This window comes from Mycobacterium sp. IS-2888, from assembly GCF_001954215.1.
GTDB lineage: Bacteria > Actinomycetota > Actinomycetes > Mycobacteriales > Mycobacteriaceae > Mycobacterium.
On sequence record NZ_MBET01000018.1, the window covers coordinates 38,579 to 63,334 of the forward strand.

At 69.4% G+C, this 24,756-nt stretch carries 22 protein-coding genes; 5 read left to right on the forward strand and 17 right to left on the reverse strand.

What is annotated here, in order from left to right; all coding sequences use genetic code 11:
• Positions 1 to 31 precede the first annotated feature (31 nt).
• The 6 genes from cobA to mqo are packed head-to-tail and all read right to left on the reverse strand — an operon-like array spanning position 32 to position 7,094.
• Positions 32 to 1,240: a uroporphyrinogen-III C-methyltransferase gene (cobA, locus tag A5745_RS02715; protein ID WP_076063570.1), complete on the reverse strand. Its 1,209-nt coding sequence runs from the start codon at positions 1,238 to 1,240 to the stop codon at positions 32 to 34.
• The gene (locus tag A5745_RS02720) at positions 1,237 to 2,643 is read right to left on the reverse strand and encodes a cobyrinate a,c-diamide synthase (protein ID WP_076115019.1); all 1,407 of its coding nucleotides are present in this window, start codon (positions 2,641 to 2,643) and stop codon (positions 1,237 to 1,239) included. Before A5745_RS02720 ends, cobA begins: the two co-directional genes overlap by 4 nt.
• Complete coding sequence (gene cobO, locus A5745_RS02725; RefSeq protein WP_076115020.1) at positions 2,637 to 3,251, reverse strand: cob(I)yrinic acid a,c-diamide adenosyltransferase; 615 nt, start codon at positions 3,249 to 3,251, stop codon at positions 2,637 to 2,639. The genes A5745_RS02720 and cobO overlap by 7 nt, the downstream gene beginning before the upstream one ends.
• A gap of 26 nt (positions 3,252 to 3,277) precedes the next feature.
• Positions 3,278 to 5,122 carry a magnesium chelatase subunit D family protein gene (locus A5745_RS02730; RefSeq protein WP_076115021.1) on the reverse strand — a complete coding sequence of 615 codons (1,845 nt, stop codon included), beginning with the start codon at positions 5,120 to 5,122 and terminating at the stop codon, positions 3,278 to 3,280.
• An 8-nt stretch (positions 5,123 to 5,130) separates the two neighbouring features.
• A complete protein-coding gene (locus A5745_RS02735) occupies positions 5,131 to 5,601 on the reverse strand; it encodes a GNAT family N-acetyltransferase (RefSeq protein ID WP_076115022.1) in 471 nt (156 codons plus the stop codon).
• Positions 5,598 to 7,094 carry a malate dehydrogenase (quinone) gene (mqo, locus tag A5745_RS02740; RefSeq protein ID WP_076115023.1) on the reverse strand — a complete coding sequence of 499 codons (1,497 nt, stop codon included), beginning with the start codon at positions 7,092 to 7,094 and terminating at the stop codon, positions 5,598 to 5,600. The genes A5745_RS02735 and mqo overlap by 4 nt, the downstream gene beginning before the upstream one ends.
• A gap of 93 nt (positions 7,095 to 7,187) precedes the next feature.
• Between mqo and A5745_RS02745 the strand changes: the two genes are divergently transcribed.
• Genes A5745_RS02745 through A5745_RS02765 form a run of 5 tightly spaced genes read left to right on the forward strand, consistent with a single transcriptional unit; the run spans position 7,188 to position 12,731 of the window.
• Positions 7,188 to 8,219, forward strand: coding sequence for an alpha/beta hydrolase (locus A5745_RS02745; RefSeq protein WP_076063559.1), 1,032 nt, complete (start codon positions 7,188 to 7,190; stop codon positions 8,217 to 8,219).
• A 4-nt stretch (positions 8,220 to 8,223) separates the two neighbouring features.
• Positions 8,224 to 9,615 (forward strand): mycothione reductase, encoded by a 1,392-nt coding sequence (gene mtr, locus A5745_RS02750; RefSeq protein ID WP_076115024.1) that lies wholly within the window; start codon positions 8,224 to 8,226, stop codon positions 9,613 to 9,615.
• Positions 9,616 to 9,629: 14 nt separating this feature from the next.
• Positions 9,630 to 10,736 carry a HoxN/HupN/NixA family nickel/cobalt transporter gene (locus tag A5745_RS02755; RefSeq protein WP_076115056.1) on the forward strand — a complete coding sequence of 369 codons (1,107 nt, stop codon included), beginning with the start codon at positions 9,630 to 9,632 and terminating at the stop codon, positions 10,734 to 10,736.
• A gap of 16 nt (positions 10,737 to 10,752) precedes the next feature.
• On the forward strand, positions 10,753 to 11,874 hold the full coding sequence (locus A5745_RS02760) for an alkaline phosphatase family protein (RefSeq protein WP_076115057.1): 1,122 nt from the start codon (positions 10,753 to 10,755) through the stop codon (positions 11,872 to 11,874).
• Positions 11,875 to 11,903: 29 nt separating this feature from the next.
• Entirely contained in the window at positions 11,904 to 12,731 is an 828-nt protein-coding gene (locus A5745_RS02765; RefSeq protein ID WP_076115025.1) for an oxaloacetate decarboxylase, read from the forward strand.
• On the opposite strand, the gene A5745_RS02770 is transcribed toward A5745_RS02765, so the two are convergent.
• The 11 genes from A5745_RS02770 to ispG form a co-directional block, all read right to left on the reverse strand.
• The gene (locus tag A5745_RS02770) at positions 12,728 to 13,504 is read right to left on the reverse strand and encodes a 3-oxoacyl-ACP reductase (RefSeq protein WP_175879756.1); all 777 of its coding nucleotides are present in this window, start codon (positions 13,502 to 13,504) and stop codon (positions 12,728 to 12,730) included. The two genes, A5745_RS02765 and A5745_RS02770, sit on opposite strands and share 4 nt — an antisense overlap.
• Positions 13,501 to 14,862 carry an aldehyde dehydrogenase gene (locus A5745_RS02775; protein WP_076115027.1) on the reverse strand — a complete coding sequence of 454 codons (1,362 nt, stop codon included), beginning with the start codon at positions 14,860 to 14,862 and terminating at the stop codon, positions 13,501 to 13,503. Before A5745_RS02775 ends, A5745_RS02770 begins: the two co-directional genes overlap by 4 nt.
• Complete coding sequence (locus tag A5745_RS02780; protein ID WP_170874540.1) at positions 14,859 to 15,569, reverse strand: gamma-glutamyl-gamma-aminobutyrate hydrolase family protein; 711 nt, start codon at positions 15,567 to 15,569, stop codon at positions 14,859 to 14,861. Before A5745_RS02780 ends, A5745_RS02775 begins: the two co-directional genes overlap by 4 nt.
• A gap of 22 nt (positions 15,570 to 15,591) precedes the next feature.
• Positions 15,592 to 16,956, reverse strand: coding sequence for a glutamine synthetase family protein (locus tag A5745_RS02785; RefSeq protein WP_076115028.1), 1,365 nt, complete (start codon positions 16,954 to 16,956; stop codon positions 15,592 to 15,594).
• A 17-nt stretch (positions 16,957 to 16,973) separates the two neighbouring features.
• The gene (locus tag A5745_RS02790) at positions 16,974 to 17,528 is read right to left on the reverse strand and encodes an alpha/beta hydrolase (RefSeq protein ID WP_076063550.1); all 555 of its coding nucleotides are present in this window, start codon (positions 17,526 to 17,528) and stop codon (positions 16,974 to 16,976) included.
• Between the two features lie 58 nt (positions 17,529 to 17,586).
• Positions 17,587 to 19,089: a cobyric acid synthase gene (locus A5745_RS02795; RefSeq protein ID WP_076115029.1), complete on the reverse strand. Its 1,503-nt coding sequence runs from the start codon at positions 19,087 to 19,089 to the stop codon at positions 17,587 to 17,589.
• Positions 19,090 to 19,096: 7 nt separating this feature from the next.
• Positions 19,097 to 19,954 (reverse strand): type I methionyl aminopeptidase, encoded by an 858-nt coding sequence (gene map, locus A5745_RS02800; RefSeq protein ID WP_076063546.1) that lies wholly within the window; start codon positions 19,952 to 19,954, stop codon positions 19,097 to 19,099.
• An 81-nt stretch (positions 19,955 to 20,035) separates the two neighbouring features.
• Complete coding sequence (locus A5745_RS02805) at positions 20,036 to 20,614, reverse strand: DUF1707 domain-containing protein (protein ID WP_076063545.1); 579 nt, start codon at positions 20,612 to 20,614, stop codon at positions 20,036 to 20,038.
• Positions 20,615 to 20,709: 95 nt separating this feature from the next.
• Positions 20,710 to 22,524 carry a penicillin-binding transpeptidase domain-containing protein gene (locus A5745_RS02810; protein ID WP_076115030.1) on the reverse strand — a complete coding sequence of 605 codons (1,815 nt, stop codon included), beginning with the start codon at positions 22,522 to 22,524 and terminating at the stop codon, positions 20,710 to 20,712.
• A 154-nt stretch (positions 22,525 to 22,678) separates the two neighbouring features.
• Complete coding sequence (locus tag A5745_RS02815; protein ID WP_076063540.1) at positions 22,679 to 23,533, reverse strand: GNAT family N-acetyltransferase; 855 nt, start codon at positions 23,531 to 23,533, stop codon at positions 22,679 to 22,681.
• Between the two features lie 47 nt (positions 23,534 to 23,580).
• Positions 23,581 to 24,747, reverse strand: coding sequence for a flavodoxin-dependent (E)-4-hydroxy-3-methylbut-2-enyl-diphosphate synthase (gene ispG / locus A5745_RS02820; RefSeq protein ID WP_076063538.1), 1,167 nt, complete (start codon positions 24,745 to 24,747; stop codon positions 23,581 to 23,583).
• Positions 24,748 to 24,756: the final 9 nt, after the last annotated feature.

Here is a 24,756-nt window from a genome sequence, read left to right on the forward strand (position 1 = left end):
CGGGTTACCTTACAGTAATCTTAAGATTTGTTTAAACGCCGAACGCCGCCACCGGGCCGATGACGATGATCGCGGGAGGTCGAATCCCGTCGGCGCGAATCTTCTCTGGCGTGTCGACGAGAGTCGACCGCAACGTCTGCTGAGCGGCCGTCGTTCCATGTTGTACTACCAGCACCGGCGTCTCCGCAGGTCGCCCCCCTTGCAGCAGGGCGTCGACGAAAAGCTCGATACGTTCGACGGCCATCAGCAAAACGATCGTGCCAGACATTGCTGCCAATGCATCCCAATTCACTAACGATTCGGGGTGACCGGGCGGCAGGTGGCCGCTGACCACCACGAACTCGTGATTTACCGCCCGATGGGTGACGGGAACGCCGGCCAATGCGGGAACCGCTATGGCACTTGTCACACCCGGCACCACCGTGACGGGAATCCCGGCGTCGGCGCACGCCAACACTTCTTCGTAGCCGCGCGCAAACACAAAGGGGTCGCCGCCCTTGAGGCGCACCACGAAGTTGCCGGCCCGGGCTCGGTCGATCATGACCTCGTTGATCGCGTCCTGCGCCATGGCCCGGCCGTACGGAATCTTCGCGGCGTCAATGACTTCCACGTGCGGTGGTAGCTCGGCGAGCAGTTCGGGCGGCGCCAATCGGTCGGCGACCACCACGTCGGCCTGGGCGAGCAGGCGGCGGCCACGGACGGTGATCAGTTCCGGGTCGCCGGGACCGCCACCGATCAGCGCCACCCCGCCGCGCACCACGTCGGAGCTCTCTTCGGCGGTTTCCGGGATGATCACCCCGGTCTGCAACGCCTCGCGGATGGCCGACCGGATCGCCGCCGACCGGCGGTGCTCGCCGCCGGCCAGCACCCCGACCGACAACCCCGCGTAGCTGAAGGTCGCCGGGGTCACCGCGGTCCCCTCGATCGCGATGTCGGCGCGGACGCAAAAGATCTGGCGCCGATCGGCCTCGTCGACCACCGCGGCGTTCACCTGCGCGTCGTCGGTGGCGGCGATGGCATACCAGGCGCCGGCGAGGTCCCCGTCGCGGTATTCGCGCAACGACAAGGTGATTCCGCTCATCGCCTCGACGGCGCGGGTGACGGTGCGGGAGATGACGTGGACGTTGGCGCCGGTCGCGATGAGCAGGGGTAAGCGGCGCTGCGCGACGGTTCCCCCGCCGACCACAACGACCTTCTTACCGGCCAGCCGCAATCCGACCAGATAGGCGCTCTCGGTCACCCGCCAAGCCTAGTGGGGTGGTGGTTGCGCCCGGCGGCGTGCGCGACGAAACGCGTCACCGCGTCCGGCGTCGCGGCCGGGTGGGTGTGCAGATACGACGCATGCACCCCGGCGTGTACCACGCCGTCGCGCACCGGCGCGTTGTCATGGTCCCCGCTGTCACCGCGATACACCCACGCCGGTTGGTAACTACCGGTGAATGTGACTGCGGTTCGGTGGAATTCGTGCCCGACGACTCGCTCTCCGGTGGAATACAGCGACGAATCCGCGACGGCCACCGCGTCGCGATACGCCAACGTCAGCCGCGGAGTGAACCGCGCCGAGCCGGCAAGCACCCCGCACATGGGATACCCGTCGAGTTCGTCGGCCAGATAGATCAGCCCGGCGCATTCGGCGTGCACCGGGGCGCCGGTGGCGGCGAGCTCGTTGATCTGCCGGCGGACCACGTCGTTGGCCGAGAGCTCGGCGGTGAATTGCTCGGGGAAGCCGCCCGGCAGTAGCACCGCGTCGGTGCCGTGAGGCAACGGATCGACCAGCGGGTCGAACTCGACGACGGTGGCTCCGGCGGCGCGCAGCAGCTCGGCGTGTTCGGCGTAGCCGAAGCTGAACGCCTTGCCCGATGCCATTGCCACGACAGCCTCGCCTCGCGGAGTCGCGCCCACGGCCGCCGCGGGATCCCACGGCGCGTCGGCGACACGCGCGGCCGCGGCCGCGACCACGGCGCCCAGATCGACATGGCGCGCGATCAAGTCGGTCATCGCGTCCACCGCCTGCCGGGCGCGCCGCCCGTACTCGACGGCGGTGACGAGCCCCAAATACCTTGTGGGCAGCTCCAATTCGGCGGCGCGCGGAATGGCCCCGAGCACATCGACGCCGGCGTGCCCGCATGCCTGCCGCAGCACCTGCTCGTGTCGGGCCGACCCGACGCGGTTGAGGATCACACCGGCGATGCGGGTCGCGGAATCGAAGGTTGAAAAGCCGTGCAGCAGAGCGGCAATGCTGTGGCTCTGGCCGCGCGCGTCGACCACCAGGATCACCGGCGCGCCCAGCAGACCAGCGACGTGGGCGGTGGAGCCCGCGGCCGGGGTGGTCGCGGCCGGCCCGATCCGCCCGTCGAAGAGTCCCATCACCCCCTCGATCACCGCGATGCGCGCACCGGCGGTGCCGTGGGCGTAGAGCGGACCGATGAGCCGCTCGCCCACCAGCACCGGGTCCAGGTTGCGCCCGGGCCGCCCCGCGGCCAGCGTGTGGTAGCCGGGGTCGATGAAGTCGGGGCCCACCTTGAACGGCGCGACGTTGTGGCCCGCCCGGCGCAGCGCCCCCATCAAACCCGTTGCGACCGTGGTCTTTCCGCTGCCCGACGCGGGCGCAGCGACGACGACGGCGGGAACGGGACTCACCATTCGATGCCCTTTTGGCCCTTGCGCCCGGCGTCCATCGGGTGTTTGACCTTGCCCATCTCGGTGACCAGGTCGGCGGCCTCGACCAGTCGCTGCGGGGCATCGCGCCCGGTGATCACGACATGCTGCTGGCCGGGCCGGGCCACCAGGACCTCCACGACCTGGTCCACGTCAACCCAGCCCCACTTCAGCGGATAGGTGAATTCGTCGAGCACATAGAAGTCGTGGCGCTGCGCGGCCAGCCGGCGCGAAATCTCGGCCCAGCCGTCGGCGGCCGCTGCGGCGTGGTCGGATTCGCCGCCCGCCTTACGCGACCAGGACCAGCCCGTGCCCATCTTGTGCCATTCGACGGCGCCCCCGGCGCCGTGCTGCTCGTGCAGCTGCCCGAGCTGACGGAATGCCGCCTCCTCGCCCACCTTCCACTTGGCGCTCTTGACGAACTGGAACACCGCGACGTCGAGCCCGGCGTTCCACGCCCGCAACGCCATTCCGAATGCCGCCGTCGACTTGCCCTTGCCGTCGCCGGTGTGGACGGCCAATATCGGCGCGTTGCGCCGCGACCGGGTGGTCAGGCCATCGTCGGGGACCTGCAGCGGACGGCCTTGTGGCATAAACGGTTATCCCTTTCAGGCGACTCTCACGCGACGTTGCGCACGGCCCGCGTCAGGTGGTCGGCGTGCAACTGCTCCAGCCTTACGACCGGCGCACCCAGCCGGCCGGCGAGCTGCCCGGCCAAGCCCAGCCGCACATACGATGTCTCGCAGTCCACGACCACCGCGGCGGTGCCTTCGGCGACCAACCGCGCCGCCGCGGTTCGGCTGCGGCCCAACGGGTCCGGCCCGGCGTTGGCCCGGCCGTCGGTGAGCACCACCACCAGCGGACGGCGCGCGCGGTCGCGCGCCCTTTCCCGGACGATCAGCTCGCGCGCGGCCACCAGCCCCTCGGCCAGCGGTGTCCTGCCGCCGGTGTCGAACCGGGCGAGTCGCCGGCCCGCGATGTGCGCCGACGACGTCGGCGGCAGCAACAGCCGCGCGCCCTGGCCGCGGAAGGTGATCACCGCGACCTTGTCGCGGCGCTGATACGCGTCGCGCAGCAGCGACAGGGTGGCGCCGCTGACCGCGGCCATCCGGTCGCGGGCGGCCATCGAACCGGACGCGTCGACAACGAAGATCACCAGATTGCCTTCGCGGCCCTCGCGGATCGCCCGGCGCACGTCGTCCGGCCCCGGTCGCAGCGGGCCCGCGCCCCCGCGCTCGGCCGCCGATAGCAGGGTGGCGAACAGGTGCAGTCCGTGCGCCGCGGGACCGGCGTCGTCAACATCGGCGGCCGCCACCACCCTGCCGGAGACGTTGCGGGCCCGCGACCGTCGGCCCGGTGCGCCCTCGCCGATGCCCGGCACCCGCAGCGCCCGGGTACGGAAGGTCTGCGCCGGTGGCGCACTGGGCTTGGGTGGTTGCGATCTAGCATGCGAATTAGATTGCGGTTCAGGGTCATTGGCCGACTGACCGCCACCGGGCGGATCGGGCTCGGGGTCGGGTTCCGGGTCGCGGCCGGCCTGCGCCAGGGCCTGGTCCAACTGGTCGCGGTCGATGCCCGGATCGTCGAAGGGGTCGCGGCGGCGCCGATGCGGCAGCGCCAGTTCGGCCGCCACCCGGATGTCCTGCTCCTCGACGGTGTTGGCGCCGCGCCAGGCGGCGTGCGCGGCGGCGGTGCGGGCCACCACCAGGTCGGCCCGCATGCCGTCGACGTCGAATGCCGCGCACAGCGCCGCGATGCGCCGTAATTCGTTGTCCGGCAACACCACGTCGTCGACGAGCGCACGCGCGGAAGCGATCCGGCGCGCCAGCTCCGCGTCGGCCTCGGCATAGCGCCCGGCGAACGCGTCCGGGTCGGCCTCATACGCCATCCGCCGCCGGATGACCTGCGCCCGCACGTCGACGTCACGCGAGGCGTGCACGTCGACGGTCAGACCGAACCGGTCCAGCAGTTGCGGACGCAGTTCGCCCTCCTCGGGATTCATCGTGCCGATCAGCACGAAACGGGCCTCGTGCGAATGGGAGATGCCGTCGCGTTCGATGTGCACCCGCCCCATCGCGGCGGCGTCGAGCAGCACGTCGACCAGGTGATCGTGCAGCAGGTTGACCTCGTCGACGTAGAGCACTCCACCGTGCGCGCGGGCCAGCAGTCCCGGCGAGAACGCGTGCTCACCGTCGCGCAGCACGCGCTGCAGATCAAGCGAACCGATGACCCGGTCCTCCGTTGCGCCGAGCGGCATTTCGACCAGTCCGGCCCCCGAGCCGGCATCGCCGCTCCCGGTTGCGGCCGACAGCAGCGCGGCAAGGCCGCGCACCGCGGTCGACTTCGCGGTGCCCTTCTCGCCGCGGATCAGCGCCCCGCCGATCTCTGGCCGCACGGCGCACAACAACAGCGCGAGCCGAAGCTGATCGTGCCCGACAATCGCACTGAACGGATAGGGCTTCATGCCTGAGTTCATGTCTGGGCCACCGGACGCCAGCCGGGCCGCAGCATCGGCACGTGCGGCACCCCGTCGTCGACGAAATCGTCACCGTCGCAGACGAATCCGTGCTGGGCATACATGTCCGCGAGATAGGTCTGCGCGTTGATCCGGCACGGGTAGTCACCCACCTCGGCCAGCGCGGCGGCCAGCAGCCGGGTGGTGTGGCCCTGGCCCCGCGCCGCGCGCTTGGTGCACAGCCGGCCGAGCCGGAATGCCTTCTCGCCGCCGGCGTGCTCCTCCATCAGCCGCAGCGTACAGATCACCTCGCCGTCGGGTGTCTCCAGCCAGAAGTGCCGGGTCTCGGCGAGCAGGTCACGCCCATCCAGCTCCGGATACGGGATCGCCTGCTCGACGACGAACACCTCCACCCGCAGCTTGAGCAACTCGTAAAGAGTCGCAGCGTCAAGGTCTTTGGCCCAACTACGGCGCAGCGCCATCGTCATGATCGCCCCCTGGAATCTAACTGCAGTACCTTGGTTCCCCACGACCACACCTCGTCGTACAACGCCGGCTCACGGGACAGCTCCACCCCCAGTGACGGCACCATCTCTTTCAGCGTCGGCAGCCACGACCGGTACCGGCCGGCGAAGCAGCGCGACAGCACATCGAGCATGGCCGGCACGGCCGTGGACGCGCCCGGCGAACCCCCGAGCAGCCCCGCGATGGTGCCGTCGGCGTCGCTCAGCACGGTGGTGACGAACTCGAGCACCCCGCCCCTGCGGCTGTCGCGGCGGATCACCTGCACGCGCTGGCCCGCCGTCGTCAGCTCCCAGTCCGAATCCACGGCACCGGGGGCGAATTCGCGCAGCGCGCGCACCCGATCCGGTCCGGAGAGCCGCAGCTGGCCGATCAGATAGTTGATCAGCGTCAGTTGGGTGACGCCGACACCGAGCATCGACAACACGTTGTCGGGCTTGATCGACCGCGGCAGGTCGGAGAAGTGGCCGTGCTTCAGGAACTTCGGCGACCAGCCGGCATAGGGCCCGAACACCAGCCACGGCTTGCCGTTGACGAACCGCAGGTCCAGATGCAGCGCCCCCAGCGGCGGGGCCCCCGGCGCGGGAACGCCGTACACCTTGGCCTGGTGCGCGGCGGTGAGCGTCGGGTTGCCGGCGCGCAGGAACCGGCCCCCGATGGGGAATCCGGCGAAGCCCTTCACCTCCTTGATGCCCGACTTCTGCAGCAGCGGCAGGGCGTCGCCCCCGGCGCCGACGAACACGAATTTGGCCTTGCAGCGGCGTTTTTCGCCTGTGCGGCGATTGCGAACCAGCAGCGTCCAGCTGCCGTCGGATTGGCGGCGCAGGTCGCGGACCTCGTGACCGAACAGGGCGGTGGCGCCGCCCCGCACGCAAAAGCCGATGAGCTGCCGCGCCAGCGCACCGAAGTCGACGTCGGTGCCGGCGGCGGCCCAGTTGAGCGCGATCGGCTCGGCGAAGTCGCGCTTGGCGGCCATGAACGGCAGCCGGCGGGCGAACTCAGCCGCGTCGGTGATCAATTCCGTGCCGGCGAACAGCGGATTGTCGGCCAGCGCCCGCTGACGCCGGCGCAGGTAGTCCACGCCCTCGGCGCCGTGGACGAAGCTCACGTGCGGGACGACGTTGACGAAGCCGGGGTCGCCCAGCATGCCGTTGTCGACGGCATACGCCCAGAACTGGCGGGTCACCTGGAATTGCTCGTTGACGGCCACCGCTTTGGTGATGTCGACGGAGCCGTCGGCGCGCTGTGGCGTGTAGTTCATTTCGCACAGCCCGGCATGACCGGTGCCCGCGTTGTTCCACGGGCTACTGCTTTCGGCGGCGACGGCGTCCAGCCGCTCGATCAAGGTGATGGACCAGTCCGGTTCCAGCCGCCGCAGCAACGCACCCAGCGTGGCGCTCATGATCCCCGCGCCTACCAGCGCGACGTCGGTGCGCGCGATACTGGCTAGGCCTGACACCGTCCCAGGCTATCCCGGGCGCCATCCGGGCGCTGACGCGTGCGGCCCGCCCGTCACCAGCAAAACCTTTAAGCTGGCCTCGTGACTGGCGGGGTGACTGGCTGGGTGGCCGATGTCCTGCCCGGGTATTGGCAGCGCACGCTCCCGCTGGGACGCGATCCCGCCGGCGAGGGCGATATCGCCGCAACCCTGATCCGGCGCGGCCCCGAGGCACAGGCCGGCCGGGCCGACCACGCGGTGCTCGCGGTGCATGGCTACACCGACTACTTCTTCCACACCGAACTGGCCGATCACTTCGCCGAGCGGGGTTTCGCGTTCTACGCGCTGGATCTGCAGAAGTGCGGCCGTTCGCATCGCGAGGGCCAGACGCCGCACTTCATCACCGACCTGGCCGCCTACGACGCCGAACTCGAACAGGCGCTGGCCGTCATCAACGAGCGGCATCAGCGGGCGAAGGTCTTGGTGTACGGGCACTCGCTGGGCGGGCTCATCCTGCCGCTATGGCTGGACCGGATGCGCCGGCGCGGCGCGGCGGCGCACGCCGGCATCGGCGGCCTGGTGCACGGCCTGGTTCTCAATAGCCCGTTCCTGGACCTGCACGGCCCGGCGATCCTGCGGTTGTTCGTCACCTCCGCGGCGATAGCCGGCCTGTCGCGAGTGCGCGCCAAGGGCGTGATCCGTTCCCCCACCGAAGGCGGCTACGGCACCACCCTGCACCGCGACTACGCCGGCGAGTTCGACTACAACCTGGCGTGGAAACCGTTGGGCGGCTTCCCGATCACCCTGGGATGGCTACACGCGGTCCGCCGCGGCCAGGCGCGGCTGCATCGCGGGCTCGACGTCGGTGTGCCCAATCTGATCCTGCGCTCCGATCACAGCGTGCGCGAAGGCAACGATGCGGCGGCAATGCAGCGCGGCGACGCGGTCCTCGACGTCACCCAGATCGCGCGATGGGCGGGCTGCATCGGCAACCGCACCACCATCGTTCCGGTGACCGACGCCAAACACGACGTCTTCTTGTCGCTGCCGGAGCCGCGCCAAGTCGCCTACCGGCAATTGGACCTGTGGCTGGATCGCTACCTCGACTTAAACACCGGCGCGCAGGCGTCTTCCGGAAAGGGATGACAGCGTGGAGACTTACGACATCGCGATCATCGGAACCGGTTCGGGCAACAGCATTCTCGATGAGCGCTATGCGAACAAGCGCGCGGCGATCTGCGAGCAGGGCACCTTCGGTGGCACGTGTCTGAACGTCGGGTGCATCCCGACGAAGATGTTTGTCTACGCCGCCGGGGTGGCCGACGAGATCCGCGGCGCGGCGCGCTACGGCATCGACGCCCACATCGACCGGGTGCGCTGGGACGACATCGTCTCGCGCGTCTTCGGACGGATCGATCCGATCGCGATGAGCGGCGAGGACTATCGCCGCAGCGCACCCAACGTCGACGTGTACCACCAGCACACCCGGTTCGGCCCGGTGCTGCCCGACGGGCGTTATCTGTTGCGGACGGACGCTGGCGAGGAATTCGCCGCCGATCAGGTGGTGATCGCGGCGGGCTCGCGGCCCGTCGTGCCGCCCGCAATCCTCGCGTCCGGCGTCGGGTACCACACCAGCGACACCGTGATGCGGATCCCTGAGTTGCCCGAGCACATCGTGATCGTCGGAAGTGGCTTTGTGGCAGCCGAATTCGCGCACGTCTTCTCCGCGCTCGGTGTGCGGGTGACGCTGGTGATCCGGGGCGGCACCATGCTGCGCCATCTCGACGACACCCTGTGCGAAAGATTCACCCGCATCGCCTCGAGCAAATGGGAACTGCGCACGCACCGCAACGTCGTCGCCGCCTTCGACCGCGGCTCCGGCCCAGGTTCTGGAGTTGAGCTGGAACTCGACGACGGCTCCAGGTTGAACGCGGGCGTGCTGCTGGTGGCGACCGGCCGGTTGTCCAACGCCGATCTGCTGGACGCCGGCCAGGCCGGTGTCGACGTCGAGAACGGCCGGGTGGTGGTCGACGAATACCAGCGGACCTCCGCGCGTGGGGTTTTCGCTCTCGGCGACGTCTCGTCGCCGTATCAGCTCAAGCATGTCGCCAACCACGAGGCCCGCGTCGTGCAGCGCAACCTGTTGTGCGACTGGGACGACACCGAGTCGATGGCCGTCACCGATCACCGCTACGTGCCGTCGGCGGTGTTCACCGACCCCCAGCTGGCATCCGTTGGATTGACCGAAAACCAGGCGGTCGCACGCGGATTCGACGTGTCGGTCGTGGTGCAGAACTACAGCGACGTCGCCTACGGCTGGGCGATGGAGGACACGACGGGAATCGTCAAACTCGTCGCCGAGCGCAACAGCGGATGCCTCGTGGGCGCGCACATCATGGGCCACCAGGCGTCGTCGATCATCCAGCCGCTGATCCAGGCGATGAGCTTCGGGCTCACCGCCGCCGAAATGGCCCGCGGCCAGTACTGGATTCATCCCGCGCTGCCGGAGGTGGTCGAAAACGCGCTACTGGGTCTGTGCTGAGCCGGAAGGACGACATGTCGCGCTGGTCTAGTGTGCGCCGCGCCCTGTCACCCGCGGAGTGGTGGCGATTGGGATCGATGCTCGCGGTGATCGTCGCCCTGCATCTGGTGGGCTGGGCCACCCTGGTGTTCGTCGTTGATCCGGCGCGACTCAGCGTGGGCGGCAAAGCGTTTGGCAACGCATTCGGCATGGGTGTCGGGATTACGGCCTACACCCTTGGCATGCGGCACGCCTTCGACGCCGACCACATTGCCGCGATCGACAACACCACCCGCAAGCTGATGAGCGACGGACGCCGCCCCCTTGCCGTTGGATTCTTCTTCTCGCTGGGCCACTCCACGGTGGTGTTCGTGCTGGCGCTGCTGTTGGCGACCGGCGTGCAGGCCGTCGCGGGGCCGGTCGAGGATGATTCCTCGGCGCTGCACCACTACACCGGGCTGATCGGCACAGGCGTCTCGGGCGTATTCCTGTATCTGATCGCGATACTCAACGTCGTCGTGCTGGTCGGCATCGTGCGGGTGTTCGCGCGGTTGCGCCGCGGGGACTACGGCCCCGAAAGCGGCCCACAGAAGATCGAAGCGGAACTGGAACGGCATTTGCAGAACCGCGGGCTGCTCAACCGGCTGCTGGGCCGCTTCACCAAGTCCATCACGAAGTCCTCGCACATGTACCCGGTCGGATTGTTGTTCGGCCTCGGGTTCGACACCGCCACCGAGATCGCACTGCTGGTGCTGGCGGGCACCAGCGCGGCCGCCGGACTGCCCTGGTATGCCATCCTGTGCCTGCCAGTGTTGTTCACCGCCGGCATGTGCCTGCTGGACACCCTCGACGGCTCGTTCATGAACTTCGCCTACGGCTGGGCCTTTTCGCGACCGGCGCGCAAGATCTACTACAACATCACCGTCACCGGGCTGTCGGTCGCTGTCGCGCTGCTGATCGGCAGCATCGAACTGCTCGGCCTGTTCGCGGGCCAGCTGGGCTGGCGGGGCCCGTTCTGGGAATGGCTGGGCAGCCTCGACCTCAACACCGTCGGCTTCGTCGTCGTCGGCATGTTCGTGCTCACCTGGGTCGGCGCCGTGCTCGTCTGGCGCTACGGCCGCCTCGAAGAGAAGTGGGCATAGAGAAATGGGTGTAAACGTGCCCGGTTCGATCTGCGACGTCATGCCCGCCGCGGCCGCAGTGCTCGGGGTGCCAGAGGGGATCGACCGGTTGGGTCTCGCCGAATCCGTCGGCCCCGTCGATCGCGTGGCGCTCCTGCTGGTGGACGGGATGGGATGGCACCTGCTACCCGACTTGGCCCGCAGTGCACCGCTGCTCGCCTCGGTAGTCGCCGGCGGCGCCGGACGGCTGAGCGAGCTCGCGTGCACCTTCCCGTCGACCACGCCGAGCAGCCTGGTATCGCTCGGCACCGGCGCGCAGCCGGGCGAACACGGCATCCTGGGCTTCACACTCAACGTCCCGGGCACGGATCGGGTGCTCAACCACATCCGCTGGCGCGACGACCCGCCGCACACCGAATGGCAGCCGCTGCCGACCTGGTTCGAGCGGCTGCGACGATCCGGCGTCAGCGCCCGCGCGGTGCTGCCGGCGCCGTTCCTGGGCAGCGGCCTGACCGACGCCGCGTACGGCGGCGCCGATTTCCGGCCGACACAGCCGTCCGACGACTGCGCCGGGCGGCTGGGCGACGAACTGGCGGCGGCGCCCGGGCTGGTCTACGGCTACACCGCCGACCTGGACACGGCGGCCCACGTGTTCGGCATCGGCTCGCCCCAATGGCACGAGGCGGCCGTGCGTGTCGACGCGCTGCTGACCCGCCTGGTCGAGACGCTGCCCCCCGACGCGGCGCTGCTGGTGACCGCCGACCACGGCGGCCTCAACGTCCCGCCGGAAGCGCGTGTCGACCTCGACACCGATCCGCGGCTGGGCGAGGGGGTGCGGGTTGTCGCCGGCGAGCCGCGGGTGCGCTACCTGCACACCGAGCCGGGCGCGGCGGACGACGTGCGGTCCGCCTGGTGCGAAGTGCTGGATAGCTGGGCCCAGGTGTACAGCCGCGAGGAGGCGGTGGCGACGGGGATGTTCGGCCCGGTCAACCCGGCGCACCTGCCGCGAATCGGCGACGTCGTCGTCGTCTGCACCGGCAATACCGCGGTGCTGGCCACCGGGCACGAGCCGCTGGAAACGGCACGCCTCATCGGTTTTCACGGCGGCCCAACACAGGCCGAAACGGCGATTCCGCTGATCACCTTCACAACCGACTAGCTGTCGGTGGCCAGTGCTAGACCGTAGGAATGGATAGCACCGAGCGCGGCAAACGATTCCGACAACTGCACACCGGCGACGAGGTGCTCGTGCTCCCGAATCCCTGGGACATCGGCACCGCTCGATTGTTCGCCAACCTCGGATTCCACGCGCTGGCGACGACCAGTGCCGGCCTCGCGTTCTCGTTGGGACGGCGCGACGGCGACGGCGCGGTCAGCCGGGACGAGACGCTCGAGCACGTGCGCACGATCGTCGATGCGACACCCCTGCCCGTGACCGCGGATCTGGAGAACGGCTTCGGGGAATCGCCCGAGACGGTGGCGGAGACGGTCCGGCTGGCGGGAGAGATCGGCCTGGCCGGGGCGTCCATCGAAGACGCGACATACGACCCTGACGAGCCCATCTTCCCCCGAGAACTGGCGATCGAACGAATACAGGCCGCCGCGGAGGCCGCCCGCGCGCTGCCCTATCCCTTTACGTTGACCGCTCGTTCGGAGAACTTCATCCGGGGCCGTCCCGACCTCGACGACACTCTGTCGAGGCTGCGGGCATTCGAGGCCGCCGGCGCCGACGTGTTGTACGCGCCGGGCCTGCCCGACGAATCGGCGCTCCGCGCGGCGTGCAGCAGCGTCACGAAACCGTTGAACTACGTGGCCGGCTTCGGGTCGACCCGATTCACCCTGGCCCAGCTCAAGGACTTCGGGGTGCGCAGGGTGAGCATCGGCACCTCGTTTTGCCGCGCCGGACTGAGCGCCGTCGTTCGAGCCGCGCGTGAGGTGCTGGAGCAAGGCTCCTTCGGCTATGTCGAGGGCATTGGTTCCGTGGCCGATTTCAACGAGCTCATCGACCCCGCCTAGAGCGGCGTGACGTAGGCCGAGCTGATGCCGCCGTCGACCAAGAACGTCGACGCGGTGATGAACGACGCGTCGTCACTGGCCAAAAACGCTACCGCGGAAGCGATTTCGTCGGGTTCGGCGAAGCGGCCCAGCGGCACGTGCACCAGCCGGCGCGCGGCGCGGTCGGGATCCTTGGCGAAAAGCTCGGCCAGCAGCGGGGTGTTGACCGGTCCCGGGCACAGCGCGTTGACGCGGATGCCCTGCCGGGCGAATTGCACGCCCAGCTCCCGCGACATCGCCAGCACCCCGCCCTTGGAGGCGGTATAGGAGATCTGCGAAGTCGCCGAGCCCAGCACCGCGACGAACGACGCGGTGTTGATGATCGAACCGCTGCCCGCGGGCACCATGTGGCGCAACGCCGCCCGGCAGCACAGGTACACCGATTTGAGGTTGACGTCTTGGACTCGTTGCCACGCCGGCAGCTCGGTGTTCTCGATCAGGTCGTCCTCGGGCGGCGAGATGCCCGCGTTGTTGAACGCGATGTCGACCGAGCCGTAGGTCGCCGCCGCGGTGTCGAACAGCGCGTTGACGTCGTCCTCGTCGGAAACGTCAACGGCCACAAACAAACCCGAAACCTCCTCGGCGGCAGCGGCGCCGGCGTCGCGGTCGACGTCGCCCACGACGATGGTCGCGCCCTCGGCGTGCATCCGGCGCGCCGCGGCCAGGCCGATCCCGCCGCCACCGCCCGTGATGACTGCGACCCGGCCCGCCAGCCGTCGGGTCAGGTCCATCAGCTCTCCTCCTTGATCGCGATGAATACGTTTTTGGTTTCGGTGAAGTGCAGCGGCGCGTCCGGGCCGAGCTCGCGCCCCAGCCCCGACTGCTTGAATCCGCCGAACGGGGTGTTGTACCGCACCGACGAGTGCGAATTCACCGACAGGTTGCCGGATTCGACCGCGCGCGACACGCGCAGCGCGCGGGACAGGTCGTCGGTCCAGATCGATCCCGACAGGCCGTATGCCGTGTCGTTGGCCAGCGCGATGGCGTCGTGCTCGTCGTCGAAAGCCTGCACGGTGACGACCGGGCCGAAGATCTCGTCGGTGACGCTGCGGTCGGTGCGCCGCGGGGTCAGAACCGTTGGCGGAAACCAGAATCCGCGCCCAGTGGGCGCGCTGCCACGAAAAGCGACGGGGGCGTCGTCGGGGACATAGGAGGCGACCTTGTCGCGGTGCGCCGCCGACACCAGCGGGCCCATCTCGGTGTCGCGGGAGGTCGGGTCCCCGACCACCACGCCTTGCACGGCGGGCTCGAGCAGCTCCATGAACCGGTCATAAATGCTGCGCTGCACCAGGATTCGGCTGCGGGCACAGCAGTCCTGGCCGGCGTTGTCGAACACCCCGGCCGGCGCGGTCGCCGCGGCGCGCTCCAGGTCGCAGTCGGCGAAGACAATGTTCGCGCTTTTCCCACCGAGTTCCAGCGTCACCCGCTTGACGTGGGCGGCCGCGGCGGCCATCACTCTTTTGCCGACCTCGGTGGACCCGGTGAACACGATCTTGCGAATGTCGGGATGAGTGACGAACCGCTCCCCGACCACCGCGCCCTTTCCCGGCAGCACCTGCAGCAGGTCTTCGTCCAACCCGGCCTCCACCGCCAGCTCACCGAGCCGGATCGTCGTCAGCGGCGTCCACTCCGCGGGTTTGACCAGAACGGCGTTGCCCGCGGCCAACGCCGGCGCGATGCCCCAGGACGCGATCATCATCGGGAAGTTCCACGGCGTGATCACCCCGACGACGCCCAGCGGTTCGTTGAAGGTGACGTCGAGCCCTCCGGCCACGGGAATCTGCTTGCCGGACAACCGCTCCGGGCTGGCGGCATAGTACGTCAACACGTCGCGGACATGGGCGGCTTCCCATTCGGCCGACGCGATGGGGTGACCGGAATTGGCGACCTCGAGCGCGGCCAGCTCGTCGAGATGGGCGTCGACCGCCGCGGCGAAGGCGCGCAGGCCGGCCGCCCGTTCCGCCGGCGACAGCCGCGCCCACCGCCGCTGGGCCCCCCGCGCCCGGCCCACCGCGTCGTCGACCGCAGCCGCATCGGCGTGCTGCACCGAGCGCAGCACTTCCTCGGTGGCGGGGTTGATCAGTTGCGTCATCGGCCGTCCGCGTAGGACCGCGCGGCGTCGACGACCGCCTTGAACAGCCGCAGGTCGCCCAGGGTCTGCTCCGGATGCCACTGCACCGCGAGGACGAAGTGATCGCCGGGCAACTCCAACCCCTCGACGACACCGTCGGCGTCCCACGCGCTGACCACCAGGGGATCACCCACCTTGTCGATGGCTTGATGGTGATAACACGACGCGTCGGTGGACTCCCCCATCAGCGCGGCCAGCCGAGTCCCCGGCACGGTCCGCACCGGCAGCGTGGTGAACACGGCGTTGCCGGCCCGATGCCGGGAATGGCCGAGCACGTCGGGCAGGTGCTGGTGCAGCGTGCCGCCGAACGCGACGTTGAGCACCTGCGCGCCGCGGCAGATGCCCAGCACCGGGAGCCGTCGGTCCAGCGCGCCCCGCAACAGCGCGAGCTCCCAAGCGTCGCGCACGCTGCGCGGCGGGTCGGTGGTCGGATGCGGCGGCTGGCCGTAGGCGGCGGGGTCGAGATCGTAGCCCCCGGTGATCACCAAGGCGTCCAGGCTGTCCAGCGCCGCGCTCACGGCGTCGCCGTCGGCCGGCTGCGGCGGCAGCAACACCGCGACGCCTCCCGCATCGATGACGCCCTGAAAGTAGTCCGCGGGCAGATAGCCGGCCGGAACGTCCCAGATTCCCGCCTGCACCCGCTCCAGGTAGGTGGTCAGGCCCACCACCGGTCGCCTGGAGGCGGGTCGCTTAGAGGCGTTCAAAACCGCGCACCCTCTCCCAGTCGGTGACCGCCGCGTTGAACGCCGCCACCTCCACGCGGGCGTTGTTGAGGTAGTGCGTCACCACTTCGTCGCCGAACGCCTCGCGCGCCAGCGCCGAGGCCTCGAACAACGCGGCGGCCTCGGCCAGCGTCACGGGCAGCCGGTGCAGGGCCTGGTCCTCGTAGGCGTTGCCCGCGCACGGATCGGGAAGCTCCAGCCCTCGCTCGATGCCGGACAGCCCACCGGCTATCAGCGCCGCCACCGCGAGGTATTGGTTGACGTCGCCGCCCGCGACCCGGCATTCGACCCGGATGTTGCGGCCGTGCCCGACGACCCGCAGCGCGCAGGTGCGGTTGTCCAGCCCCCACGCCAGCGCGGTGGGCGCGAAACTGCCGTCGGCAAATCGCTTGTAGGAATTGATGTTCGGGGCGAAGAACAGGGTGAGTTCGCGCAGCGTGGCCAACTGGCCGGCGACGAAACTGCGAAACGTCGACGACATGCCGTGCGGCCCGGATTCGTCGGCGAACACCGCTTTACCTTTTTCAGGGCCGTCGTCGGCTCGCAACGAGAGGTGGATGTGACAGCTATTGCCTTCGCGCTCATCGTATTTCGCCATGAACGTCAGGCTCTGGGAATGCTGGTCGGCGATTTCCTTGGCGCCGTTCTTGTAGACGGCGTGGTTGTCGCAGGTCACCAGCGCCTCGTCGTAGCGGAAGCCGATCTCCTGCTGTCCCTTGTTGCATTCGCCTTTGACGGCCTCGAACCGCAGGCCCGCCCCCTGCATGCCCGACCGAATGTCGTGCAGCAGCGGCTCCATCCGCGATGAGGCCAATATCGAGTAGTCGATGTTGTAATCGCTGGCCGGGGTCAGCCCGCGGTAGCCGCCGGCCCAGGCCTCGCGATACGACTGGTCGAACACGATGAACTCCAGCTCGGTCGCGACGTCCGCGGCCAGTCCGCGCTTTCCCAGCCGGTCCAGCTGACGGCGCAGCACGGCGCGCGGCGAGGCGGCGACCGCGCCGCCGTCTGCCCAACACAGGTCCGCGAGGACCAGCGCCGTGGCGGGCAGCCAGGGCACCAGCCGCAGTGTGGTCAGGTCGGGCATCATCACCATGTCGCCGTAACCGGTGTCCCAGCTCGACATCGCGTAACCGGGCACGGTGTTCATTTCGACGTCGACGGCCAGCAGGTAGCTGCAGCACTCGGCGCCGTGGGCGGCGACCTCGTCGAGAAAGAGCCGGGCCGAGATCCGCTTGCCGACGAGCCGGCCCTGCATGTCGGTGAAGGCCACGATGACGGTGTCCACCTCATCGATCCCGACCAGTTGGTCCAGCGCGGCCAAGGACAACATGCGCGAGTCCGGACCGGCTACCAGGTGCTGGCGCGCAACACGATCTCGGCGGCCAACTGCGCGGTCGACTCCTGCGCGTTGCGCCGCCCGAGCAGATCCACGGTGCGGTATTCGGCGTACACGAAGCGCTGGCTGTTGCGGGCCACCGACCGCCCGCCAGGGGAGCTGACCAGAACGGTGGTGCCGATCTCCACCGGCGGGCAGTGTTCGTCGCGAATGACTCCGCTGGGGTCGGGCACCCGCGGATGCCCACGGTCGATGACGACCAGACCGGTGAACCGGCCCAACTTGGTCGCCGCGAGTTCCCAAGCCAGGTCGGCACCGGCGCGGTCGCCGACCACCACGGCCCACCCGATGCCCAGCGCGTCGAGGATGCCGACCACCGACTTGGGCGTCAGCCGAGGATCGAGGCCGACGACGACCGTGCGCAGCGAAGCGGTGTGCAGGCGCTCGCACACGGCGTCATACGCGGCGGGCGCCCGCTGTGCGTCGCCGAGTATGACGACGACGACGCCCTTGTCGGGACCGGCTACGCCAACAGGAACGGGAAACCCGTCGAGTGTGGTCATCATCGAGGGCACTCCCGCACGCTACAGGGAATCGGCCGGTATGCGCGAGGCTTGTACGGCGCTACGGCCGCAATGCGCTTGCGATGTGCGGTCGTCTCGGCGGGGGGCCGTCGAGCAGGCTGAGGACGGCATCGACGTCGAGATGCGATGCCAGCAGCCCGGCGATCAGATCCAGTTGGGCGTCGCGGCGTGCGGTGACGTCGGTGTCGGGGCAGACCGCGAATCCGCCGCGGCCGGCCGCGTCGGCGACGCGGGTAAGCCACGCGCGCCGGAAGTCGTCGTTGTCGAGCAGGCCGTGCCAGTGCGTGCCGAAGACCGCGCCGCGCACGATGCCCTGCGGTTCGCCGTCTTGCGCGAACCACGCGTCCTCGGCGCACCGGGACAGCCGCCCGTGATGAATCTCGTATCCGGTCAGCGGCCGTTGCCAGCGGCGCAGCGTCTTGGTCGGGGCGAACGCGACGTCGGCGTCCAGCAGCCCCAGCCCGGCGACCTCCCCGGCACCGGACTCCACCGCGTCCTCGATGCACCGGCACAGCATCTGCAGGCCGCCGCAGATGCCCAGCACCGGCTTGCCGGCCCCGGCGTGGCGGGTGATCGCGGCGGCCAGTCCCCGATCGTGCAGCCAGGTTAGGTCCGCGACGGTGGCCTTGCTGCCCGGCAGCACGATCAGGTCGGTGTCCGCCAGGTCGGCCGGGTCGGTGACCCAGCGCACCAGCACGCCGGGCTCGCACGCCAGCGCCTCGACGTCGGTGGAGTTGGAGATCCGAGGCAGCCGGACCGCGGCCACCCGCAGCCACTGGCCGCCGTGGGGCGGCGCCGGCGTGCCGACGACGCGATGGGCGACCACCGACAGCGAGTCCTCGGCGTCGAGCCAGAGCTCGTCGGTGTAGGGCAGCACCCCGTAGGTCGGGCGGCCGGTCAGGGCCAGCAGCTGCCGCAGCCCGGGTTCCAGCAGCGCCGGGTCGCCGCCGAATTTGTTGACCACGAACCCGGCGATCAGCGCCTGGTCGTCCGGTTCGAGCACGGCGACCGTGCCGAACAGATGGGCCAGCAACCCGCCGCGGTCGATGTCGCCGACCAGGATCACCGGCAGGTTCGCGGCCCTGGCCAGGCCCATGTTGGCCAAATCCGTTGTGCGCAGGTTAATTTCGGCCGGCGAACCGGCGCCCTCGCAGATCACCGCGTCGAATTCGTCGTGCAGGCAGGACAATTCGTCGAGCACGATGCCGGCGAGCCGGTCGCGATGCTCGATGTAGCCGGCCGCGCTGACGGATTCGGCCACCTGCCCGCGGATCACCAGCTGCGACGTGCGGTCGCCGCCCGGTTTGAGCAGGATCGGGTTGAACCGCACGCTGGGCTCCAGCCCCGCCGCCTGCGCCTGGATCGCCTGAGCCCGGCCGATCTCGCCGCCCTCGACGGTGACGACCGAGTTGTTGGACATGTTCTGCGCCTTGAACGGCGCGACCCGGATGCCCTTGCCCGCCAGCAGCCGGCACAGGCCCGCGACCACCACGGATTTCCCGGCGTCGGAGCTGGTGCCCGCGACGAGCAGCGCGCCGTTCAACGGGTCCTTACACCTGGGTCAGGATTTCGGCGCCGGTGTCGGTGACCAGCAGAGTGTGCTCGAACTGCGCGGTCCACTTGCGGTCCTTGGTGACCACCGTCCAGCCGTCGTCCCAGATCTCGTAGTCCAGGCCGCCGAGGTTGATCATCGGTTCGATCGTGAACGTCATGCCCTGCTGGATTTCCGTCGTGATCGAGGGTTGGTCGTAGTGCAGCACCACCAGGCCGTTGTGAAACGTGGTGCCGATGCCATGCCCGGTGAAGTCGCGAACCACGTTGTACCCGAACCGATTTGCGTAGGCCTCGATGACACGGCCGACAACCGACAGCGCGCGCCCCGGCTTGACGGCGTTGATCGCCCGCATCGTCGCCTCCTTGGTGCGCTCGACGAGCAGCCGGTGCTCCTCGGAGACGTCGCCGGCCAGGAACGTCGCGTTGGTGTCGCCGTGCACACCGTCGATGTAGGCGGTGACATCGATGTTGACGATGTCGCCGTCGGCGATCACGGTCGAGTCGGGGATGCCGTGGCAGATGACCTCGTTGAGCGACGTGCAGCACGACTTCGGGAATCCCTTGTAGCCCAGAGTCGATGGGTAGGCGCCGTTGTCGACCATGTACTCGTGCGCGATGCGGTCCAGCTCGTCGGTCGTCACCCCGGGCGCGACCGCCTTACCCGCCTCGGCGAGCGCGCCGGCCGCGATCCGGCCCGCGACGCGCATCTTCTCGATGACTTCCGGCGTCTGCACCCACGGCTCGGTGCCCTCCTTGGCGGTCGCCTTACCGACGTACTCCGGACGCGGGATGCGGTTGGGCACCGGCAGCGTCGGGGACAACACTCCGGGGGAAAGCGCGGTGCGAGCAGGCATGCAGCCAGCTTAACGATGCTCATTCGGCGTTGCGTTTCAACGAGCCGCCGGCAAATAAGCAGGCTCGGCGAATTCGGCTCGCTAGCGACGCCGCAGCAGGGAACGGCGCGGTCCGCGGATGATCACCGACCCGCATGTCACCCGGCCGGTCAGCACCACGTGCGGCGACCCCTCGGCCGGCGCGTCCCTGCGCCGGTCGGCGGCGCTGCCCACGTAGACCTCGACGTCGTCGATCGAGGCGCTGGCGCCGTCGGGCAGCCGCAGGTCCAGGGAGCCGAACTTCATGTCGAGTTCGATGACCACCACCGGCCCGGCGAACCGGGCCCGGGTGAGGTCGAGGTCGATCGATCCCAGGCGGCGCACCAGCGCCAGGCGGGTGGGCACCATCCATTCGCCGTGGCGCTTCAGGGAACCGGCCCAGCCCCGCAGCTCCACCCGGTCGGCCGCGGAGGTGACGATGGCACCCGGCCCGGGCAGGTCGCCGACCAGCTCGTCGAGCTCATGCTGGGTGCGCGCATAGGACACCCGCGACGAGCGCTGCTCGAACTCGCCGATGTCGATCAGCCCGAGCGCGACGGCGTTGTGCAGGCGCCGCATGGTGCCGTTGCGGTCGGCGTCGGACACGCGCAACGTGACCGTGTCGGGGCCGGTATCCGTCATGTTCGCAATTTACCGCTGTTGCGGCGGCGCGGACCCGGCGCGGGTGGCGATCGCAAGCGCGGCGTAGCCGGGCGCAGTGGGTCGCCACCATTGGATTAGGCGAGGAAGTCCCGCGGCAGCGACTCGAACATCACCTTGGTCATCCGGACCGCGTATTCGGAGCTGCCGCCCCCGACGATCAGCGAGGCGAACGCCAGATCGCCACGGTACCCGGCGAACCAGGAATGCGATCCGCCCGGAAATTCGGCTTCACCGGTCTTGCCGTACACCTCGCCGCAACAGCCGGCGATCTCCTTGGCGGTCCCGTTGGTCACCACCAGCCGCATCATGGGCCGCAGCGCGTCGACCATCTTCGGGCTGATCGGGGTGTTGTCGCCGTCGACCGCCGTCTGCCGCCCGGCAATCAGCTGCGGCACGGGCGTCTTGCCGGCGGCGACCGTGGCCGCCACCAGGGCCATACCGAATGGACTGGCCAGCACCTTGCCCTGGCCGAACCCGTCCTCGGTGCGCTCGGCCAGGTCCACCGTCGGCGGCACCGACCCGGTGACCGTGGTGATGCCGTCCACCTGATAGTCGAGCCCGATCCCGTAGCGGGTGGCCGCCTGCGTCAGGCCCCGGGGCGGCATCCTGCTGCTCAGCTCGGCGAACGTGGTGTTGCAGGAACTGGCGAATGCTCGCGACATCGGCACCACGCCGAGATCGAAGCCGCCGTAGTTGGGGATGGTGCGGTGCCCGATATCGATGCGGCCGGGGCAGCCCAGCATCGTGTTGGGGGTGGCCATGTCGCGCTCGATGGCCGCCCCGGCGGTGACCATCTTGAATGTCGACCCGGGCGGGAACAGGCCGGTGGTGGCGATCAGGCCGTCGGCGTCGGCCGCGCCGTTCTGCGCGATCGCGAGGATCTCCCCCGTCGACGGCTTGATTACGACCATCATCGCTTTGCCGCCGCGGGTGTCGACCGCGTGCTGGGCCGCGTTCTGCACCGCCCGGTCCAGGGTGATCGACACCGACGGCGCCGGCGTGCCTTCGACCTCGTGCAGCACGGCGACGTCGACATTGTTCTGGTTGACGCTGACCACCCGCCAGCCCGCCTGCCCGTCAAGCTGGTCGATGACCGCCTTCTTCACCTGGCTGATCACGGCCGGCGCGAAATGCGGGTCGGTGGGCAGCATGTCGGCCTGCGGCGTGATCACGATTCCGGGCAGCTTGCCGATCAGCGGGAAGATCTTGTCGTTGTCGGCGGGCTGCAGCGTCACCAGGTCGACCGGCTGGGTCGCCGAGCTGGCTTGCTCGGCCAGCAACTGCGGGTCGGTCAGCGAATTGTTCAGGGGCCGTAGCACATCGACGATCGCGTGCGCCGTGCCGATGAGGCCGGGGCCGGCCTGGGTGGCGTCCAGCGTGTAGTGGTACAGGTAGCCCGGCGCCAGCACGTCGCTGCCGCCGAGTTCGTTCACCGACGCGCGCCGCGGCGCATCGGCGCGCAAGGCGAACGTCTGATGCTCACCCAGCTTGGGATGCAGCCCGTTGGCGGCCCAGCGAACCTCCCAGCGACCTTCGTCGCGAGCCATTTTCAGCTGGCCGTCGTACGCCCAGCTGCGATTCTTGGGCAGGTGCCAGGTGAACCGGTAGTCGACCGTGCCGGTGTCCTCGGCGTACTTCGAGGACAGCACCTGCGCGTCCAGGTGCGTCGCCTGCAGCCCGGCCCACGCGGCGTTCAGCGCCTCGCGGGCTTCGTTGGGGTTGTCGCTGAGCTGGGCGGCCGACGCGGTGTCGCCGATGGACAGCGCGCGGAAGAACTTCTCGGCGGCCGGGCCCGGGCCGTCGGGCCGCGGGGTGCATCCGGACGTGGCGATCACCGCGACGAGCAGCACGCCTGCAACCAATGATGTCAGTGTGGTTTTTGTTGCCATCGGTACAGATGTTAAAGCGACGGCCTCCACACCGGCGCCGACACACCGAGACCCAACCGTTACGGGCCGCTCGGCGCCAGCCCCCTGCCATCGAATGTGCGGCCAGCCGCACGTTGGGTGCCGAGCGTGCGGCCAGCCGCACGCTCGCATACAGCTAGTCCAGCAGCACGGTCGCGAAGGTGCCGACCTCGGCGAACCCCACCCTGGCGTAGGCGGCACGGGCCACCGCGTTGAAGTTGTTCACGTAGAGGCTGGCGATCCGCCCGCCGCCGACGATCACGGCGGCCACCATCGCGGTGCCGGCGGTGCCTATCCCCAGGCCGCGCCACTCCGGGTGCACCCACACCCCCTGAATCTGGCCGACCCCCGGGGACTGCGATCCCACTTCGGCCTTGAAGACGACCTCCCCGTGCTCGAAGCGGGCCCACGCGCGTCCCGCCGCGATCAGGCTCGCCACCCGACGGCGGTAGCCGCGACCGCCGTCACCGAGCCGCGGGTCGACGCCCACTTCGCCGATGAACATGTCGACGGCCGCCACCAGATACGCGTCCAGCTCCTCCGGGCGGACCTGGCGCACCTCGGTGTCGATCTCGCAGCTCGGGTGCGTTGTCAAGGCCATCAGCGGTTGGTGGTCGCGCACATCCCGCGCGGGACCCCATGCCGACTCGAGCCGCTCCCACATCGGCATCACCAGGCCGGCCCTGCCGACCAGCGACGAACACCGCCGCGTCCCGCTCATCGCCTCGTCGGCGAACGCTGCGAGGTCGGCCGGTCCGCCGCGCAGCGGGATCAGGTTGGCCCCGGCGAAGCACAGCGACTCCTCGACGCCGCGGCGGGTCCACAGCTCGCCACCTATCGAGTTGGGGTCGATGCCGTGATCCGCCACGCGCGCCGCGACCATGCACGACCCGACCGGGTCCTCTTCGAAGACCCGCCACACTGCGGCGGCGTCACGCACCACGGACACCCGCCGGTCGCCGATGAGGCGAAAGATGGGCGGAGCCGACATCTGGCGAACTCTCTGTGGTGCGGACCGAAGGCCGGTAAAGGCCCCTATCAGCTTACGGTCACAATAGGCGAACCGCTCGCGGTTGTGTCCGGTCCGTGATCGCTGTTGTTCTCGGACGCGAGCCGCATGGCCTCTTCGATCAGCGTCTCGACGATCTGCGCTTCGGGCACGGTCTTGATGACTTCGCCGCGAACGAAGATCTGGCCCTTGCCATTTCCCGACGCGACGCCGAGGTCGGCTTCGCGGGCCTCCCCCGGGCCGTTGACGACACAGCCCATCACGGCGACCCGCAGCGGTACGTCGAGACCGTCCAAACCGGCGGTGACTTCGTTGGCCAGGGTGTAGACGTCGACCTGCGCGCGACCGCACGACGGGCACGACACGATCTCCAGCGAACGCGGCCGCAGGTTCAGCGACTCGAGAATCTGGATGCCGACCTTGACTTCTTCCACCGGCGGCGCCGACAGCGACACCCGGATGGTGTCGCCGATGCCCCGCGACAGCAGCGCGCCGAAGGCGACCGCGGACTTGATGGTGCCCTGGAAGGCGGGGCCGGCCTCGGTGACGCCGAGGTGCAGCGGATAGTCGCATTGCGCGGCCAGCTGCTCGTACGCGGCGACCATCACGACCGGGTCGTTGTGCTTGACGCTGATCTTGATGTCGCCGAAACCGTGCTCCTCGAACAGGGAGGCCTCCCACAACGCCGACTCGACCAGCGCCTCGGGCGTGGCCTTGCCGTACTTCTCCATGAACCGCTTGTCCAGCGAGCCGGCGTTGACCCCGATGCGGATCGGGATGCCCGCCGCGCCGGCGGCCTTGGCGACCTCGCCCACCCGGCCGTCGAATTCCTTGATATTGCCCGGGTTTACCCGCACCGCGGCACATCCCGCGTCGATGGCGGCGAAGATGTACTTCGGCTGGAAGTGGATGTCGGCGATCACCGGGATCTGGCTGTGCCGCGCGATCTCGGCCAGCGCGTCGGCATCCTCTTGACGCGGGCACGCCACCCTGACGATGTCGCAGCCCGCCGCGGTCAACTCGGCGATCTGCTGCAGGGTGGTGTTGACGTCATGCGTCTTGGTGGTGCACATCGACTGCACCGAAATCGGATTGTCACTGCCGACCCCGACGTCGCCCACCATCAGTTGCCGCGTCTTGCGCCGGGGGGCGAGCGTGGGCGCCGGCGCGTCCGGCATGCCCAGGCCAACGGTCACTTGTATGCC

Bases quoted from the DNA above. Each gene is read 5' to 3' on its own strand.
- A5745_RS02720 (WP_076115019.1), bottom strand. From the start codon at position 2,643: ATGGTGAGTCCCGTTCCCGCCGTCGTCGTCGCTGCGCCCGCGTCGGGC.
- cobO (WP_076115020.1), bottom strand. From the start codon at position 3,251: ATGCCACAAGGCCGTCCGCTGCAGGTCCCCGACGATGGCCTGACCACC.
- A5745_RS02730 (WP_076115021.1), bottom strand. From the start codon at position 5,122: ATGAAGCCCTATCCGTTCAGTGCGATTGTCGGGCACGATCAGCTTCGG.
- A5745_RS02735 (WP_076115022.1), bottom strand. From the start codon at position 5,601: ATGACGATGGCGCTGCGCCGTAGTTGGGCCAAAGACCTTGACGCTGCG.
- A5745_RS02755 (WP_076115056.1), top strand. From the start codon at position 9,630: ATGTCGCGCTGGTCTAGTGTGCGCCGCGCCCTGTCACCCGCGGAGTGG.
- A5745_RS02765 (WP_076115025.1), top strand. From the start codon at position 11,904: ATGGATAGCACCGAGCGCGGCAAACGATTCCGACAACTGCACACCGGC.
- A5745_RS02775 (WP_076115027.1), bottom strand. From the start codon at position 14,862: ATGACGCAACTGATCAACCCCGCCACCGAGGAAGTGCTGCGCTCGGTG.
- A5745_RS02785 (WP_076115028.1), bottom strand. From the start codon at position 16,956: ATGTTGTCCTTGGCCGCGCTGGACCAACTGGTCGGGATCGATGAGGTG.
- A5745_RS02790 (WP_076063550.1), bottom strand. From the start codon at position 17,528: ATGATGACCACACTCGACGGGTTTCCCGTTCCTGTTGGCGTAGCCGGT.
- map (WP_076063546.1), bottom strand. From the start codon at position 19,954: ATGCCTGCTCGCACCGCGCTTTCCCCCGGAGTGTTGTCCCCGACGCTG.
- A5745_RS02805 (WP_076063545.1), bottom strand. From the start codon at position 20,614: ATGACGGATACCGGCCCCGACACGGTCACGTTGCGCGTGTCCGACGCC.
- A5745_RS02810 (WP_076115030.1), bottom strand. From the start codon at position 22,524: ATGGCAACAAAAACCACACTGACATCATTGGTTGCAGGCGTGCTGCTC.
- A5745_RS02815 (WP_076063540.1), bottom strand. From the start codon at position 23,533: ATGTCGGCTCCGCCCATCTTTCGCCTCATCGGCGACCGGCGGGTGTCC.